Below are 17,257 nucleotides of genomic sequence, written 5' to 3' on the forward strand. Positions count from 1 at the left end.
GAGTGAGATTACATGAACCATAGTGAATGAGAATTTTAGGAGGCAGGATTATGCGCGTATTAGTAACAGGATTTTTAGGTAGAATGGGTTCCACAGCCGCCAACATGGTCATTAACCATGAAGGATTTGAATTGGTGGCTTTAGCCAATAATGATTTAAACAAGCAAGCAGACCGAGTAGCTGAATGGTCAGATAAGGCGCCAGTTTTTGAAAGCATTCAAGATGCGATTAGCCAAGTTGATATTGATGTAGCCATCGACTTTACGATTCCAGCTGCAGCTTATCAAAATACCAAATACTATATTGAACATAATATTCACCCGGTAGTTGGTACAACTGGTTTTACTGATGCAGAAATTGAAGAATTAACGGCTTTATCTGAAGCAAAAAAATTGGGTGGTTTAATTGCACCGAATTTCGCCATTGGGTCAGTATTGATGCAAGTCTTCTCAGCTAAGGCGGCTAAATATTTACCAGACGTAGAAATTACTGAAATTCATCACAATCAAAAATTGGATGCCCCAAGTGGTACGGCCGAAAAAACAGCTAAATTAATTTATGAAGCACGCGGTGAGCATGTTTCTGGACATCCAGATGAAACAGAATCAATGCCAGGCGCACGTGGCGCTGATTTCCACGGCATCCGCATCCATTCATTACGTTTACCAGGCTACAACTCACACCAAATCGTACAATTCGGCGGTGTTGGGGAAGCCTTAACTATCCGTCAAGATTCATTCGACCGTAACTCATACATGCCCGGCGTAGCATTGGCAGTTGAAAAAGTGGGCGAATTAGACGGTTTAATCTATGGTTTGGAGCACTTATTAGATGACTAATAGCCAAGAATTTACCAAAGCAGCACCTATTATTCATACCCTCAATGAGGCTGGCTACGAGGCTTACTTTGTGGGTGGGGCTGTGCGGGACTTGCTATTAAACTTGCCCATCCATGATGTGGATATTGCCACCTCTGCCTATCCAGCTGAAGTTCAAGCCCTGTTCCCACGTCATTTTGATGTGGGCTTAGATCATGGGACGATTATGGTCTGGTTTGAAGGTGAAACCTATGAAATCACTACCTTTAGAACCGAATCGACCTATCAAGATTACCGTCGCCCGGACAAGGTAACCTTTGTTCAAAACTTAGAAGAAGACCTATTGCGCCGTGACTTTACCATTAATGCCTTGGCCATGAATCCTGACCACAAGATAGTGGATTATTTCCATGGGCAAAAGGATTTAGCAGACCAAGTTATCCGGGCTGTGGGTAATCCACATGACCGCTTTAATGAAGATGGTCTCCGCATGATGCGAGGCGTTCGCTTTGCTAGTCAACTTGACTTTCAAATTGAGCCAGAAACCCTAGTAGCAATCGCTGAAAACGCTGGGATTTTAGTTCATATTGCAGTTGAACGAATTGCGGTTGAAATGAATAAACTGTGGATTGGTGTCAATTGGCACAAAGGATTAGACTATTTTCTTGAAACAGATTTAATTCAGTATGTACCCTATTTAGCGGATTACAAAGCTGTTTTCACAGATTTACTAGGTTATACGAGTGACCAAGTCCAAATCCCAAATGAAAGCTTTGCCTGGGCCTTATTTTTCTGGCGGGCCTTTGAACGAAATGGTAAGGAAGATTTGGCGGCCATTCAACAGCAAGTCCGCCAATTCACCAAGACTTGGAAAATGTCTAACAAAGCCCAAAAGGATATCCTTGCTTACTTAGATATCTTGATTTACCGGGCCCAAGCAGCTGAATGGACCCTAGTTGATTTATACGGCCGTGAACGAGATCAACTTGTCTTAGTGGAAGGTTTTATCGAAGCACAGCAAGCAGCTGGTCAAGAAGGATTTAAAGCTGTTTTCAAACAGCCAAAAGTCCAAGCTGTTCAGGACTTATTTGACCAACTACCGATTCAATCATTACGTGATTTAGCTATCAATGGTCAAGATATTATTCAAGAAATCAATCCAGAAAATAAACGGGCTATAGGCCAAATGCTACAGTTTTTAGAGCAAGCTGTTGTGGCCCAAGATGTGGTGAATGACCGAGCGGCTTTATTGGCTTATCTAGATACCCATCATGATCAAATAAACGAAATTTAATTGTAGGAAGGTGTTAGAAGTGACAACCACTTATGCGGTTCTGGACTTAGAAACAACAGGATCTACATATGATAACGGTGACCGCATTATTCAAATTGGGGTGGCCTTTGTTCAGAACGGGCAGGTTGTGGATCAATTTGCTACGGATATCTTTCCTAACCAAGAAATTCCACGTGAAATTACCAAGTTGACCGGGATTACTAATGAACAAGTCAAGCGGGCGCCAAAGTTTGAAGCAGTTGCAGAATTCCTTTGGCAAAAGCTGTCCAACACGGTCATTGTTGCCCATAATATTGGCTTTGATTACAAATTTTTAGACAAGAGCTTCCAAGCTCACGGCTACCCGGCTATGACCCATGACCGGGTAGATACTGTGGAAATGGTGCGGACCCTTTTCCCAACGGCAGATTCCTATAAACTTGGTGAATTCTGTCTAGCCCACGGCATCCAACTTGAAAATGCCCATACGGCCATTGATGATGCAGTGGCAACCGCCCATATTTTGATTATGTGTCAGGAAAAAGTAGCCACCATGCCAGTCGAGTTATTCGCCCAGCTTCAGCCATTCTTACATTATTTTATCGGGCAAACCGGCGACTACATGGCCTTATGGTTTAAAGACCACAAGGGGGCCAAACGTCCTTACGAATACATCGCGCCATTTGTCTTGAATCCAAAATCAGCCAATTTTCATATTTTTCCTGCTGGCTTTGGGACAAAAGAAGCTAGCTATTTACAAGCTGGTGATTTAAAGGTGATTGAAGCCAATCACGGGGTAAGCTTAGCTCCCTTTCAAAAGATCATGGTCAAAGATGTAGCACCATTTTTCTATGAACAAGCGACCACTTCTACAGACACGAATAAAACACCTAAATACGCCTTTTTAACGGCCAATGCAGGCGTTGGAAAATCCTTGGCCTACGTGGTATCGGCCTTATCAGCTGATGATACGGCTAGTCAACAAACTGGGGCTAAGTCTGGGGTAAATAACGGGCAAACTCAAGTGGTCATTTCAACCTCAACAGTGATCTTACAGCACCAGTTCTTGGATAAAACGGTCCAATTAGCGGCCAACCTATTAGGCAAACCTTTGAAAACCGTGATTTTAAAAGGACAAAACCACTTTATCCAGTTGACGAAATTGCAGAAATACATCCAACAGTTAAAGCAACATCCAGAATCGGCCTTAAAACGAGATGTCTTAATTTCAGTGGCACTTTTTGTCTGGTTGCATGAAACTGAAACAGGTGACTTGCATGAACTGAATCCTGGCTTAAATAATGAGCTTTACTGGCAAAATGTCAATCGCCAATCAAAAGGCAGCCGAAATGATGAAATTCAACGGTGGGCAGATTATGCTTTCTATGAACGACATGTGACGGAAGCCAAATCTGCAGATATCGTGATTTTAAACCACGCTTACTTTGTCTACCATTACCAAGATTTAATTGACCAAGCTATTTTGACAGAAGAAGCTAAGGTCATTATTGATGAATGCCATCAATTACCAGTCACCGTCCATCAACAACAGATAAAGACCTTCCAATCGAAAGAGGTGGAGGAAACTTTAACGGCGATGGAACGAACGGTGCATCGGTTGATGGACAAGGTAGTCACCAACAATGTGAAAATCCAGGCAGTCGACAAACTCTACCATGTGGAGAAAAATTTACAGGAAGCCTGGGGCAATTTAGACCGGTTTATCGATCAAATTTCAGATAGATTCCAAACCAAGTCTTACTACCAACGGCATACGGCGCAAAAATCCTATTATATTGCACATGACTATTATCTAGTAGCCAATTGGCGTGAGTCGGCCCAAAAGGCGGTTACAGCCATGTCTAAGATGGTGTCACCATTGAAGGTCATTGCGAGACAGCTATACCAAATGGAAATTTTGACCAAGCGGGCCTACCAGCAAATACTTGGCCAGTTAAACCAGTACGATTACGCAATTCAAATCTGGCTAGAAACAACTAAATCAAGTGAAAATTATTATGCGGACTTACAAGTCAACTTCGGCAAACACAATGTCCAAGTGACCATTGACCGCAAATTGTACACCAGTCAGTCTCATTTAGCGGCTATTTTCCAAGCGATTCCATGCAAAATGTTATTGGTATCGGCGTCACTTGAAATCGTCCGGTCTAAAAATATGATCCAGTCATTATTTGGTATCGAGGACTTTGCCTGGTATTCTTTCATGGAAGATTCGTACACCCAGCAATTTGTCCAAGGGCGGAACCATCAAGTTCGTGGCTATTACCTGAAAGATTTTCTCTCTATCGACAAATACAATGAAGACCAGGCTGCTATGGTGATTGCTGATTTGGTGGAAACCCTATGGACCAATCGCAAAACTATGCGGAAAATCCAAGTCTTCTTCCAGTCTAGGTCTTTGATGCGGGCAACGCAATTTGAAATGAAGCAGCGGATGACTCGGTCTGACTATGGCAACCTGATTGTTCAAAACAATCAACGCAATCTAGACCGGTTAGCCCGTCAGTATGAAGACAGTTCACGAGCCATTTTATTCGCTGTGGCTAGTTTCCAAGAAGGGGTCCATCTCAATGCCAAAACGGACGCCTTTGTCCTAACCAGACTGCCATTTTCAGCGCCAGATACGCCGGATGAATTGGCCAAGCAAGATTATCTAAAATCACTGGGCGATAACTATTTTGATGATGTGGCTTTACCGGATATGTTAATGAATCTAACGCAAATCTTTGGCCGGATGGCCGCGTCGGGTAGCCAAGATGCGATCTTTATCTCACTCGATAAGCGGTTAGAAAAGGCAGCCTATGCTGACCAAATTGCTGATGTGATGCCGGATGCTCTAAACATGCAGACGGTAAAACTTCAGGAATTGAAGCAGATAGATTAAAAATATGTTAGAATAGACCTACAAAAGGGGCAAGAGATCATGAAACGCAAATTATTTTCCATTTTGATCGCCGTAATGGTGATTTATTTGGTAGGGTCCACCTATATTTACGCGAATTCGCAACAAATGGTGGCTAGTGCAGAAGCAGAAACGACGAAAGTCGCAAAGGATGCTGGCTTAACCAATATCACTGATTTTTATGTATTTAACAAAGATGAAACGTATTATGCCGTTATGGGCGAAAACAGTGAAGGGCGCCAAGTTTATTTTGCCTACCAACCCGATACTGATTACCAGAAAATGGGCTTTGTAGATGAGATGGTTAACGAAGATAATGCCTTTTCACTGACAAGATACGAAATGCCTGATGTCAATGTAAGAACAGCCAACCTCGGTATCGAAAACGATACATTCGTGTGGGAAGTTTCATTCACAGATTCAGACGGCCGTCTTGGCTACCATTACATCAATGCAACAACTGGTGAATGGTACGAAACCATCAACGACTTATAGGAGGAATGAGGCTATGGAATTAGCAAATAGAATTAAAAAAATGCAGGGGTCACAAACATCAGCTGCTGCAGCTAAGGCTCGTGCACTACAAGCACAAGGAATTGACGTCATCTCACTAGCAGTAGGGGAACCAGATTTTAACACCCCAAACTATATCCTAGAACAAGTAAAAGAGGATATGTCTGCAGGGCGCGGTCACCATTACACCGATTCAACTGGGATTACAGCTTTAAAGCAAGCCATCATTGACTATCATGCTGAATATGATAAGGTCAACTACACGTTAGATCAAGTCTTTATTGCCGATGGGGCGAAGATGGTCCTTTATTACACTTTCCAATCCCTTTTAAACGAGGGGGATGAAGTCTTAATCCCAGCACCTTACTGGGTGAGCTATGTGGATCAAGTGAAGATGGCAGACGGGGTACCAGTGATTTTTGAAACATCATCAAGTGATAACTTTAGAATCACCCCAGAATTGTTAGACCAACATGTGACTGACAAAACAAAATTACTAGTCTTAAATACACCGTCAAACCCAACAGGGGCGATTATGAGTGAAGAAGACGCCCGCGCAGTAGCCCAATACTGTTTAGACCACAACATCCTAGTGGTTGCCGATGAAATATACTACCGTTTAGTCTACAACGGCCATCAATCACAATCGATTGCAGCTATTTCACCGGAAGTTAAAGAAAATACCATCGTGATTAATGGTTTCTCAAAAGCCTATGCGATGACAGGTTGGCGTTTAGGCTATGCCTTAGCGGACAACAAATATGTTGGTGCTTTTGCTAAATTGGCTAGTCAAATCAACTCAAACCCAGCAGGTATCAGTCAATTTGCAGCCTTAGCCGCCTTAACTGGTCCTCGTGAAGAGGCCGTTGAAGCCATGCGTAAAGAATTTGAAAACCGCCTAAATGCGGCCTACGAAGAAGTATTAACGATTCCGGGCTTTAGGTTAGATTTCAAACCGCAAGGGGCATTTTACCTATTCCCAGATGCAACTGAAACTGCTAGATTATGTGGCTATGAATCAGTAACTGACTTAGCCAATGCCTTCATCGATGAAGCACATGTTGTTGGTGTGCCTGGTGTGGCCTTTGGAAAGGCAGACCATATTCGTTTTTCATACGCAACCAACGAAGAAACATTTGCAGAAGCCATGAAACGTATCCGTGAATTTGTCCAAGGGAAAATGGCTAAATAATAGAGGCAATTTTTATCTGATAAAATACGCATAAAAAAAGTTAGGTTACTTTATAGACCTAACTTTTTTGTATTATAATAGACCTGATAGCAACCCAGCGGACCGGACCGGTTATTTTTCAAGAAATGAATAACACGACGGTAGATGAAATAGATAAGCAAGTAAAACGATAAAAGGAGGGTGCCGCATGCAAAGAGAATACTATACAGTCCTACGCAACCGTATTTTAGAATCATACCACCGGTTGAACATCTCAAATGAAGAAATGATGCTTTTAATCCACTTTTTAACTTTCCAACAAGCAGGTGAAGACTTTCCAGCTATTTCCCTGATTGGTCGGCGGATGAATGTAAAAGACCAACAACTTTATGACATGATCCAGTCTTTAATTGAACGAGGCTTTCTAAGTATCCCCTCTTATAAGAATGATCAAGGTAAATCGGTTGAGTATTATTCCTTGGATCCTCTCTACCAAAAAATCATACAATTGGATAAAGTAGACGAAAGTGAACGATTTAAAGAGGCTAAAGCCACTAAAGAGGGCGAAGTGTTCGACATGATTCAAGTCGAGTTTGGTCGTCAATTATCGCCAATTGAATACCAAAAGATTAGTGATTGGTTCAAGAAAGACGATTATGACCCGGACGTCGTCAAGGAAGCCTTGAAGGAATCCGTCTTAAACAATGTCTATTCCTTGAATTATATGGACCGGATCTTATTAAACTGGTCTAAACGTAAACAGACTCAAGCGAATGATTCAGCAGGTTTCAGCAAGCAAAAAGCGCAAACCCAAGACCTCCCACCGGTGCCAGTCACCAAATGGCTAAATAAATAATTTTTCAGAAAAATCATTAAATATGGAAGAGGAGGGCTTAGCTGTGACTGAATTACCTTTAAAAACCAAAGCAGAAACAATCGCTATCCTAGATGAGTTAGATAAACTATACCCCAACCCAAAAACCATGTTGGACTATCAAACCCCATTCCAATTAGTGATAGCGGTTCTGATGTCCGCGCAAACGACTGATGTGGCGGTCAATAAAGTGACGCCCGACTTATTTGCTAAGTATCCGGACCCAGACCATATGGCTGAAGCGGACTTAGCAGATTTAGAATCCTATATAAAAACGATTGGTCTTTACCATAACAAGGCCAAGAATATGAAGAAGACAGCCATCATACTTCGCGACGAATTCAATGGACAGGTACCCAAAACCCGGGAAGAATTGATACAATTACCTGGTGTTGGTCGGAAAACAGCCAACGTCGTCTTAAGTGAAGCCTTTGGGATCCCGACAATCGCGGTCGATACCCACGTTGAACGGGTGACCAAGCGGATGGGCATTGTCGACCCGGATGCCAGCGTTAGACAAACGGAAGAAACCTTGATGGCGAAAATCCCTAAAGAAAGATGGCGAGATGCCCACCACCAATTCATTTATTTTGGCCGAGAATACTGCACTGCCCGTAATCCTAAATGTGCATCTGACCCGAGGATTACTTTCTGTGAATGTCGAAAGCTCAAATAAATATCGGATTTTTGAAGGCCAAAAGAGCCTGTTAGTTACAGAACGTCACTTGATTAATATTTTGAAGTTGGGTATATTTATGAACAAGCAAATGAAAGAGAAGGTGAAAACATGCCTGCAGAACATGACGGGACGCAAACAGCTGAAAGTTTACATGCCTTACGTGTCCACTTAAAAGGGAGTCAATACATCCTTGAAGTGCTTAAAAAAGATATGCGTAAGAAAGGTTTAAGTGAAAACGAGTTTACAGTCTTAGAGTTACTATATAATCGTGGTCAACAACCCATCCAACAAATTGGTAAACGGATCCTGATTCCATCATCAAGCTTAACTTATGTGATTGATCGCTTAGAGGATAAGGGTTTTGTTGAACGTACGCATAATCCTGAAGACCGTCGAGTGATCTATGCTAAAATCACAAAACTAGGCCGCGAGAAAATGGCAGAAGTTTTCCCTGGACATAGTCAATTAATCGCTGATATGTTCCAAGAATTTAGCGCTGAAGATGTAGAAACGTTTATTCATTTAACCAAAAAACTAGGCTTTACAGCCCAAAAAATGCTAGAAAAATAAGAGGTGTGAAAAAAGTCGTTAAGACTAAACGTGCTGGACCAAAAGCCGAACAATTACTTGTGAGTATTTGGCGTATATTGGGAAGCATCGGAAGAGTTTGACTTTTCTAACCTGATATTAGAACTAATAGGATTTTATATGGAGAAGTTTATCTATGTGATAGCTTCTCCTTTTTTTCTCGTCATCGATTATTGGTAAGCTTGGCCAAGATTTTCACATGTTGAAAAGTGTACGAATATGATATGATTATACAGAATGATTGGGGTGTTGATATGAAGGAAATAATTCATTTTTATCATACAAATGACTGGCATTCTCACCTGGAGAACTGGCCAAAATTTTTACGTTATTATCAAACACAAGCGGATAAACATCGAAGTGAAGGCGAAGCCCATTTTCTTTTTGATATAGGTGATGCAGTTGATCGCCAACATCCTTTAACAGAAGCTAGTCAGGGGCAAAATATGATAATCTTGATGAATGAAATTGGGGTAGATGTTGCGACAATTGGCAACAACGAAGGGATTGGAAGTCAGCATGATATCCTAGACAACCTGTATGAACAGGCTGATTTTCCGGTTGTTTTAGGCAATATTTTCGATAAAGAAAGTGGCCTACCACCCAAATATACCCAAGACTACACCATGATTCAAACCAATCAGGGCAGTCGGTTTGCGGTATTTGGCATGACGGCCCCATTCGAAATTTCTTATAGCGTAGTTGGCTGGGCCCCGATTGATCCACTCTTGAGCATCGCACGTGTATTAAAGGACATCAAGGCAAATGAAACTTTTGATGGTATTCTGCTACTGAGTCATCTCGGTTTACCAGCAGACCGCCAAATCGCTGAGCAATTTCCAGAAATCTTGGCTATTTTCGGTGCCCACACCCACCACGTTTTACCAAAAGGCGAGTGGGTCGGCCACACACTATTAACTGGTGGCGGTAAATACGGGCAATTTATGGGCCATCTAACCCTTGAAATTAATAAAGATGAAGGGCATTTATATACCCCTGGCAAAATGGCAACAGATGCGCAACAAGCTAACCCGATTATCGATTATGCACGCTATTTCAAATTGCACGAAGAATTGATCGCTTCTGACCGCATTTCTGCCTACGATGAAGACTATAACAAGGTAAATAGGTGGTTAGAAGAGGGCGAAAGCCAATTGAAAAACCAAATCGTTGGCCAATTACCTATCACTTTAACAGCGGATGAGAATCATTTTTCACTCTTACAATACGACACCTTATTGGCCATGAAAGCAGCCAGTGGTGCAGATATTGCTATGATTAATTCGGGCTTATTTCTACAAGGATTGCCTGCTGGGCCAGTATCCAAATATGATTTGCATAAGGCACTACCACATCCTATTCGCTTTATGGTGGTCGAGTGTACAGTTTCAGAATATTTGGATCAAATATACCCGCAAATTACAACGCTCAGACCGGATTTACAAGCTATGCCGATTAAAGGATCTGGATTCAGAGGGCGAATTTTTGGGCAATTAATGGTCTTAGACAATGTAAAATTAGACCAGCTTGCACCAGATCAACCTTTGAAAATCATTACAATTGACCACCTATTGTATTTGCCTTTTTTCACGGAACTAATCAATAAAAAACATTATTTATGGGGACAACCCTTTATACGAGAACTCATTGCGGATAAGATTCAGCAAGCCAGTAGTCGCGATGAATAGCTATATGCATTCATAGGCGCATAAGGCGTAAGGAGGTATGACATGTTAAGTCGTAAGAAACAAGAAGAATTAAGAGAACAACGGGCGAGTTTAAATTATCCCGTTGCGCAAATTAAACGTACGAGTCAAGAGACCTTAGAAATTAACGGGCAATCATTTGTGCTTGTAGATAATTACCGGGATGCTTTAGATATTGAAGCGTTGGCTGACCGGTATATGGATATTTTAGATATTTATGACTTTGTCGTGGGAGACTGGTCTTATGAACAATTACGGTTGAAGGGCTTCTTTGCTGATGATGCAAAAATTGGCTCATTAGAGCAAAAAATCAAGCATTTACCTGATTACTTACTAGAATATGGGAGTTTTGGGGCCGCTTATTTTGTGCTATTGCATGAACGTACTGGAGAAGAAATTCAAAAACGAAACGAAGCCTTTTGGACTCAACAAAAACACCAAAACCAAGAATCTTCAAGAAGTAAACAAAATAAAAACCAATCACAAAGGTCAGCGAGTCGGAAATCTTACCAAGGGAACAAAGCAGACAACCGACATAAATCGTCTGGGCCAAACCAAAATAAAGAGAAACACAAACAGCGACGGTCAAACAAGAAGCTTGAAAGTACTAAAGGGCCATCTTTCTCAATCTCACAAAATAAAGAGTCGAATAAAAATACCCAAAAACAAAAACCTGTGAAGCGAAAAGTCGTCACTAAACGTCAACATTCTTTTAGTATCAAGGAAAAGGGGGATAAAGCATAGATGGATCTACAAGATAAGGTTTTCTTAATTGATTTAGATGGTACTATGTACCGCGGCGGTCAACCGATAGCGGGTGCGAAGGACTTTATTGAGCGCTTGATTGGAGATAATATCCCATTTATGTTTGTGACCAACAATGCCATGCGTAAACACCAGGCAGCAGCAGATAATTTAAATAAAATTACGGGCTTAAATGTTGAGGGTAAACATTTCTACACCTCAGTGGATACTTTGCGCTTTATCCTTGCTGAAGATTTAACATCTGGCAAGCTGACAAAAGAAACAGGCAAAGCCTATGTCATCGGAATGGATTACTTAAAAGATGAAGTAGTGGACGCAGGATTTGAATTGACTCAAAACGTCGACCAGGACCCGTGCGATGTGGTGATCGTTGGCCTTGACCAAGAAGTGACGTATCCACAATTCATTGAAGCCTCGATTGCAGTTCAAAGAGGGGCTGCTTTCTATCTCACCAACCCAGATGTACAATTCCCTTCAAGCCGAGGATTTGTGCCCGGTGCTGGTGCCATAGGTCAAGTAATCACTGCCGCCACACGGGTTCACCCAATAGTTTGCGGAAAACCAAATGCCTTAATTATTGAAGGTGCCTTAGCCAAGATGGGCTATAGCAAAGACCAAGCCGTATTTTTAGGTGACAACTTAATGACAGATATATCAGCAGCAGAAAATGCTGGTATTGATTCGATATTTATTGAAACAGGGGTACATACAAGAGATCATCTAGAAGAATTTGGCGTGATGCCAACATTGGTGGTGGAAAATTATGAAGCACTATTATCGACATGGTAGTCGACATTTAAATAAAATACGATTATGGATAGAGATTCTTGCCTTATTGATATTTTTTATTACATTGGCTATCACAGTTACCATCGCCAATGTCCCCTTATTCATGGGGTCCCTGTGGTTTTCAAAATCTTTTGAAACCGTCGATTTATCCTTTTGGACAGTTGTTGACAACTACTTACAACTGCTAGCCTATCTGAATTTTCCTTGGATAGATACCTTATCTATGTCAGACTTTCCAACCTCATCTTCAGCAGCCTTTCATTTTATGGAAGTGAAGCACTTATTTTATTTAAATTATGGTGTGATGGCGATTTCTGCCCTAATTGGCTTCTGTTCCTTACATAAATTGAAAGTTACCCACAATTTGTGGCGCCTATACTGGCCCTTCAAGAAACTGAGATGGCTTCCAATCATTGTAATCATCTTACTCGTTTTTAATTTCAACACTATTTTTATTGCATTTCATGAAATAGCCTTTAATAACGACGCCTGGTTATTTAACCCAGCCACAGATCCTATTATTCTCGTACTCCATGAATCCTTCTTCTTATTATGCTTTGTTTCTGTCTTTTTGATCTTGCAACTCGCTATTGAATGGGTTTATCGTATCGGGAAAAAGGACTTCAACCGTCAAATCTTAGGTATATAAAAACCAACCCAAAAGAGGCTGTAACAAGCACTTTTGGGCTGGTTTTTTTGCTTTATTGATTTATGTATTTTAAAACTGCAAGTCATACCAACATCAGTCTGTAAACATAGATGTCGAATGTAGTGGAGCAACCTGACGGTCGGGGAATAAGTAATGGGCCGCTTGATTAATGACATGTGGCGCTTCGCCAAAACCAGTTGCAATCAATTTGGCTTTATGCGGGTAATTAGCTATATCACCAACTGCATAGATACCGGGAATATTGGTTTGCATGTTATGGTCTACTTGGATAGATTCATTCTCAATTTCAAGACCCCAATTTCTAATTTCATCGATTGAGGATACAAAACCATAGGTCATAAAGATATGTTCAACAGGTAGTATCCGACTTTCTTGACTACGAGCCTTGGTAACTTCTAAGCCAGTCAAGAATCCGTCTTTACCAAGAAGTATTTTTGGTACATAGGGGGTAACGAATTCAATATTGGCTGTTTGTTCAGCTAAGCTAACTGAATATTCATGGGCACGAAAACGGTCGCGACGATGAACCAAGTAGACTTTTTTAGCATGGTCAGCTAAAGCCAAACTGGCATCAAAGGCTGAGTCACCACCACCAAGGACCGCAACTTCTTTACCTGTGTATTTAATAAAGTCTGATACATGGTATGAAATATGCTGATCTTCATAGTCAGAAAGGCCAGCAATCGCTATTTTTCGAGGTTTAAAGGAACCATTGCCGGCAGCGATAATGACTGCACCCGCTGTATAGGTCGACTCGCTTGTTTGAATCGTAAAGTCTTGGTCATTTTTTTGAATATTTAGAACTTTTTCGTTTAGATGAATATCTGTAGTAGTAGAAAACCGGTGCAATTGTGCTTGTAAGACTTGGCTTAATTCGTGACCGGTTATTTTTGGGTATGCTGGAATATCGAATATATTTTTTTCAGGATATAAGGCTTTTGGTTGACCACCGATTTCAGGTAATGAGTCTACTAAGCGGACACTTAGGTTGCGCATACCTGCGTAAAAGGCGGTAAATAAACCTACTGGACCGGCCCCTACAATCAGGAGGTCCGTTCTGTTATTTGTCATTGTGATCTCTTTCTAATTGGGTTTTACTGTGTTGGTTGATTATAATGGGAGATTAAATAGGATGTAGATAAAACGAACACCTAGCGTAACAAGTACACCAGTGGTCATACCACCAATAACCTCTGAAGGTTTGTGACCTAAATAATCATTAATGACCATGCGATCCTCATCAAGTGTGTTTAATTTAGCTAATAGATCTGTATCGTCAGTTTCTCTAGCCTTTTCTTTTAGAATCTTCATAAGGGTATAGATTAAAACCCCTTGCTCCCCATCCTGGCGACGAACACCCATGGCATCAAACATGACGATCATACCAAAACAAACGGCAATCGCAACGATTGGTGAGAAGAAACCATACTGAAGAATCAAAGCAGTGATTAGCGAAGTAACGGCAGCCGAGTGGGAACTAGGCATACCACCTGTAGCATGAATGATTGAGAGGTTAGCGTTTGGTTTCTTAAAGAAAACAGCAATAGGATATTTAACCAATTGTGCAATCATGATTGCTGCGAAGGTAACGACTAAAGGAAAATTAGTTGTTGTATTCATGTTTTCCTCCTTGAATTTATTTAATTCAATAATAGCATGAAAAAGATTCATTCGGAAAATGTTTCGCTGTAAAAATAGAAAATATGAAAAACTTTATCAACTTGGCGGAATAAAATTATTCAGTCATTAAATGGAGAATTTTCGCTCAGTATTTGTTACAATAAGTTTAGAAAAGAATAGGAGGCAGAAAATGACTTACCCACAATTAGATATTAAAGATACGCAATTGAAAGCTACGATTGAAACAAATAAAGGTGCTTTCCAAGTTGCACTATTTCCAGAATTAGCACCAAAAACAGTAGAAAACTTTGTAACCCTAAGTAAACAAGGTTACTACGACGGTGTTATTTTCCACCGTGTAATTCCTAACTTTATGATCCAAGGGGGCGACCCATCTGGGACTGGTATGGGTGGGACATCAATTTATGGTGAAAAATTTGAAGATGAATTCAATCTTGAATTGTTCAACATTAACGGTGCCTTATCAATGGCGAACGCAGGACCTAATACGAATGGTTCACAATTCTTCGTTGTAACAGCTAAAGAAGTACCTGCACAAATGTTAGGACAACTAAAAGCTGGTGGTTGGCCAGAAGAGATCATCGAAGCTTACAGCGAAAACGGCGGAACACCATGGTTAGATCAAAAACATACTGTATTTGGTCAAGTGGTTTCCGGAATGGACGTTGTCTACAATATTGAAGACCAACCTCGTAATGCATCAGACAAACCTTTAGAAGAAGTTGTCATTACTAGTGTTACTTTTGAAAACGAATAAGCTACACACTAGAAAGGATCCAACTTCATGACAACTAAAGAATTTCCATACCACATTGGTGATGTAGTTGAAGGTGAAGTGACAGGTTTACAACCATATGGTGTCTTTGTTCAATTAGACGAAGACCATCAAGGATTAATCCACATATCCGAAATTAATCACGGTTATGTGAGCAACGTGGAGGATAAATTTACCATCGAACAAAAACTGACGGTAAAGATTATCGATATCGATGAGTTTACCAGCAAAATGAGTTTGTCAATTCGAGCATTAAAGAAACTTGCAACCTCTAATAAACCTGCTAAGAATGCTTGGCCTAAAAAACGTCCTGCACCAAAAATTGGCTTTGTTTCTATAGAAGAACAATTGCCAGGGTGGGTTGAGGAAGCACTACAAAAGATGGCTACAAAATAATATTTTATAAATGAGGAGTATTAAAATGGGACATATCAAATTTGATTATAGTAATACTGACCAATTTATTGCAGAACACGAATTAACACAAATGCAACCGTTAGTTACAGCAGCCGATACAATCTTACGTGAAGGTACTGGTGCAGGTAGCGATTATATTGGTTGGGTTGATTTACCAAAAGCATATGATAAAGAAGAGTATGCACGTATTAAAAAAGCTGCAGCTAAGATTCAATCTGACTCAGATGTATTAGTTGTATTAGGTATCGGTGGTTCTTACTTAGGTGCTAAATCAGCAATCGACTTTTTATCTCATTCATTTTCAAACTTACAATCTAAAGAAGAACGTAAAACACCACAAGTCTTCTTTGCAGGTAATAGCTTAAGTTCAACTTACATTGCTGAATTAATCGAAACAATTGGGGATCGAGACTTCTCTGTAAACGTTATTTCTAAATCAGGTACGACTACCGAAACGGCTGTAGCATTCCGTATTTTCAAAAAATTACTAGAAGAAAAATATGGTGAAGCAGCTAAAGAGCGTATTTATGCAACAACGGATAAAGCAAATGGTGCATTAAAATCTGAAGCTGATGCTGAAGGATACGAGTCATTCGTTATTCCTGATGCAGTTGGTGGACGTTTCACTGTATTAACACCAGTTGGTTTATTACCAATTGCTGTTTCAGGTGCAGATATCGATGCCTTAATGCAAGGTGCTGCTGACGCGATGGAAGCATACAGTGATGCTGATTTAAGTAAAAATGAAGCTTATCAATATGCTGCATTACGTAATGTCTTATACCGTAAAGGTAAAGTAACTGAGCTATTAATCAACTATGAACCAAAATTACAATACTTCTCAGAATGGTGGAAACAACTATTCGGAGAATCAGAAGGTAAAGATGGTAAAGGGATTTACCCATCAAGCGCCAACTTCACAACTGACTTACACTCTCTAGGTCAATACATCCAAGAAGGGCAACGTAACTTATTCGAAACAGTTGTTAAAGTAGAAAAACCAAGTAAATCAATTGCAATTCCCGCATTTGATGAAGACTTAGATGGTTTAGGCTACTTAGAAGGTAAGGATGTAGACTTTGTAAATACTAAAGCTTTCCAAGGTACTGTATTAGCCCATACTGATGGTGACGTACCTAACTTCGTGTTAACCATTCCAAAAATGGATGCTTACTCTTTAGGTTACATGATTTACTTCTTTGAAATTGCAGTAGCAATTTCTGGTTACTTAAATGGGGTAAATCCATTCAACCAACCAGGGGTAGAAGCATACAAGAAAAATATGTTTGCTTTATTAGGAAAGCCAGGATTCGAAGATTTAGCAGCAGAATTGAACGAACGGTTGAAATAAGTGGTTTAAAATCACGATCAAAGAAATGTCGAACAGAGATGTTCGGCATTTTTTTGTATTTTTGATAAAAAAAGACAAAAAAACTATTGACGAAAAACTGCTTTGTTGATATTATAAATCTTGTCGATTCGGAGCAAAACCAATCGAAAAAACAGTAAAAAAATGATTGACAAGTTCTGATAGGACATGCTATTATTATGAAGTTGTTTGTTTTGGTTTCAAAAAAACAAACTACGAAAAAAACTGTTGACAATCATCTTGTTGAAATGGTAAGATAATTGAGCTTTATAGTTTACGGTCCACG

17 protein-coding genes are annotated in these 17,257 nt (G+C 40.4%); 15 read left to right on the forward strand and 2 right to left on the reverse strand.

All coding sequences use genetic code 11. The features are described 5' to 3' along the window. Positions 1–47 precede the first annotated feature (47 nt). The 12 genes from dapB to AWM74_RS07785 all read left to right on the forward strand — a co-directional run bounded on the left by dapB (position 48) and on the right by AWM74_RS07785 (position 12,748). On the forward strand, positions 48–839 hold the full coding sequence (gene dapB / locus AWM74_RS07730) for a 4-hydroxy-tetrahydrodipicolinate reductase (protein WP_026465326.1): 792 nt from the start codon (positions 48–50) through the stop codon (positions 837–839). Next, positions 832–2,112, forward strand: coding sequence for a CCA tRNA nucleotidyltransferase (locus AWM74_RS07735; protein ID WP_026465325.1), 1,281 nt, complete (start codon positions 832–834; stop codon positions 2,110–2,112). Before dapB ends, AWM74_RS07735 begins: the two co-directional genes overlap by 8 nt. Positions 2,113–2,131: 19 nt before the next feature. Then, positions 2,132–4,996 carry an exonuclease domain-containing protein gene (locus tag AWM74_RS07740; RefSeq protein ID WP_026465324.1) on the forward strand — a complete coding sequence of 955 codons (2,865 nt, stop codon included), beginning with the start codon at positions 2,132–2,134 and terminating at the stop codon, positions 4,994–4,996. 39 nt (positions 4,997–5,035) lie between these two features. Beyond that, positions 5,036–5,509: a cell wall elongation regulator TseB-like domain-containing protein gene (locus AWM74_RS07745; protein WP_026465323.1), complete on the forward strand. Its 474-nt coding sequence runs from the start codon at positions 5,036–5,038 to the stop codon at positions 5,507–5,509. Between the two features lie 13 nt (positions 5,510–5,522). Next, positions 5,523–6,719, forward strand: coding sequence for a pyridoxal phosphate-dependent aminotransferase (locus tag AWM74_RS07750; RefSeq protein WP_026465322.1), 1,197 nt, complete (start codon positions 5,523–5,525; stop codon positions 6,717–6,719). A gap of 187 nt (positions 6,720–6,906) precedes the next feature. Continuing rightward, positions 6,907–7,554, forward strand: a complete 648-nt coding sequence (locus tag AWM74_RS07755) for a DnaD domain protein (RefSeq protein ID WP_026465321.1) — start codon at positions 6,907–6,909, stop codon at positions 7,552–7,554. Positions 7,555–7,576: 22 nt separating this feature from the next. After that, positions 7,577–8,248 (forward strand): endonuclease III, encoded by a 672-nt coding sequence (gene nth, locus AWM74_RS07760; RefSeq protein ID WP_050857385.1) that lies wholly within the window; start codon positions 7,577–7,579, stop codon positions 8,246–8,248. Between the two features lie 111 nt (positions 8,249–8,359). Continuing rightward, complete coding sequence (locus tag AWM74_RS07765) at positions 8,360–8,821, forward strand: MarR family winged helix-turn-helix transcriptional regulator (RefSeq protein ID WP_003143404.1); 462 nt, start codon at positions 8,360–8,362, stop codon at positions 8,819–8,821. A 272-nt stretch (positions 8,822–9,093) separates the two neighbouring features. Continuing rightward, a complete protein-coding gene (locus AWM74_RS07770; protein WP_026465320.1) occupies positions 9,094–10,527 on the forward strand; it encodes a bifunctional metallophosphatase/5'-nucleotidase in 1,434 nt (477 codons plus the stop codon). Between the two features lie 42 nt (positions 10,528–10,569). Then, on the forward strand, positions 10,570–11,289 hold the full coding sequence (locus AWM74_RS07775; RefSeq protein WP_026465319.1) for a YutD family protein: 720 nt from the start codon (positions 10,570–10,572) through the stop codon (positions 11,287–11,289). Next, the gene (locus AWM74_RS07780; protein WP_016897575.1) at positions 11,290–12,099 is read left to right on the forward strand and encodes an HAD-IIA family hydrolase; all 810 of its coding nucleotides are present in this window, start codon (positions 11,290–11,292) and stop codon (positions 12,097–12,099) included. After that, on the forward strand, positions 12,074–12,748 hold the full coding sequence (locus tag AWM74_RS07785) for a TIGR01906 family membrane protein (protein ID WP_026465318.1): 675 nt from the start codon (positions 12,074–12,076) through the stop codon (positions 12,746–12,748). The genes AWM74_RS07780 and AWM74_RS07785 overlap by 26 nt, the downstream gene beginning before the upstream one ends. Before the next feature lie 93 nt (positions 12,749–12,841). Here AWM74_RS07785 and AWM74_RS07790 read toward each other — a convergent pair whose 3' ends face one another. Then, a complete protein-coding gene (locus AWM74_RS07790) occupies positions 12,842–13,840 on the reverse strand; it encodes an NAD(P)/FAD-dependent oxidoreductase (protein ID WP_026465317.1) in 999 nt (332 codons plus the stop codon). A 39-nt stretch (positions 13,841–13,879) separates the two neighbouring features. Continuing rightward, complete coding sequence (locus AWM74_RS07795) at positions 13,880–14,389, reverse strand: divergent PAP2 family protein (RefSeq protein ID WP_034257948.1); 510 nt, start codon at positions 14,387–14,389, stop codon at positions 13,880–13,882. Positions 14,390–14,579: 190 nt separating this feature from the next. On the opposite strand from AWM74_RS07795, the gene AWM74_RS07800 reads away from it, so the two are divergent. From AWM74_RS07800 to AWM74_RS07810, 3 genes are read left to right on the forward strand one after another with little or no spacing between them, the layout of a single operon-like run. Further along, positions 14,580–15,167 carry a peptidylprolyl isomerase gene (locus tag AWM74_RS07800; protein ID WP_016897570.1) on the forward strand — a complete coding sequence of 196 codons (588 nt, stop codon included), beginning with the start codon at positions 14,580–14,582 and terminating at the stop codon, positions 15,165–15,167. Between the two features lie 27 nt (positions 15,168–15,194). Continuing rightward, on the forward strand, positions 15,195–15,581 hold the full coding sequence (locus tag AWM74_RS07805) for a CvfD/Ygs/GSP13 family RNA-binding post-transcriptional regulator (protein ID WP_026465315.1): 387 nt from the start codon (positions 15,195–15,197) through the stop codon (positions 15,579–15,581). A gap of 25 nt (positions 15,582–15,606) precedes the next feature. Continuing rightward, positions 15,607–16,953, forward strand: a complete 1,347-nt coding sequence (locus tag AWM74_RS07810) for a glucose-6-phosphate isomerase (protein ID WP_026465314.1) — start codon at positions 15,607–15,609, stop codon at positions 16,951–16,953. Positions 16,954–17,257 lie beyond the last annotated feature (304 nt).

This window comes from Aerococcus urinaeequi (assembly GCF_001543205.1).
In the GTDB taxonomy this organism is placed as follows: domain Bacteria; phylum Bacillota; class Bacilli; order Lactobacillales; family Aerococcaceae; genus Aerococcus; species Aerococcus urinaeequi.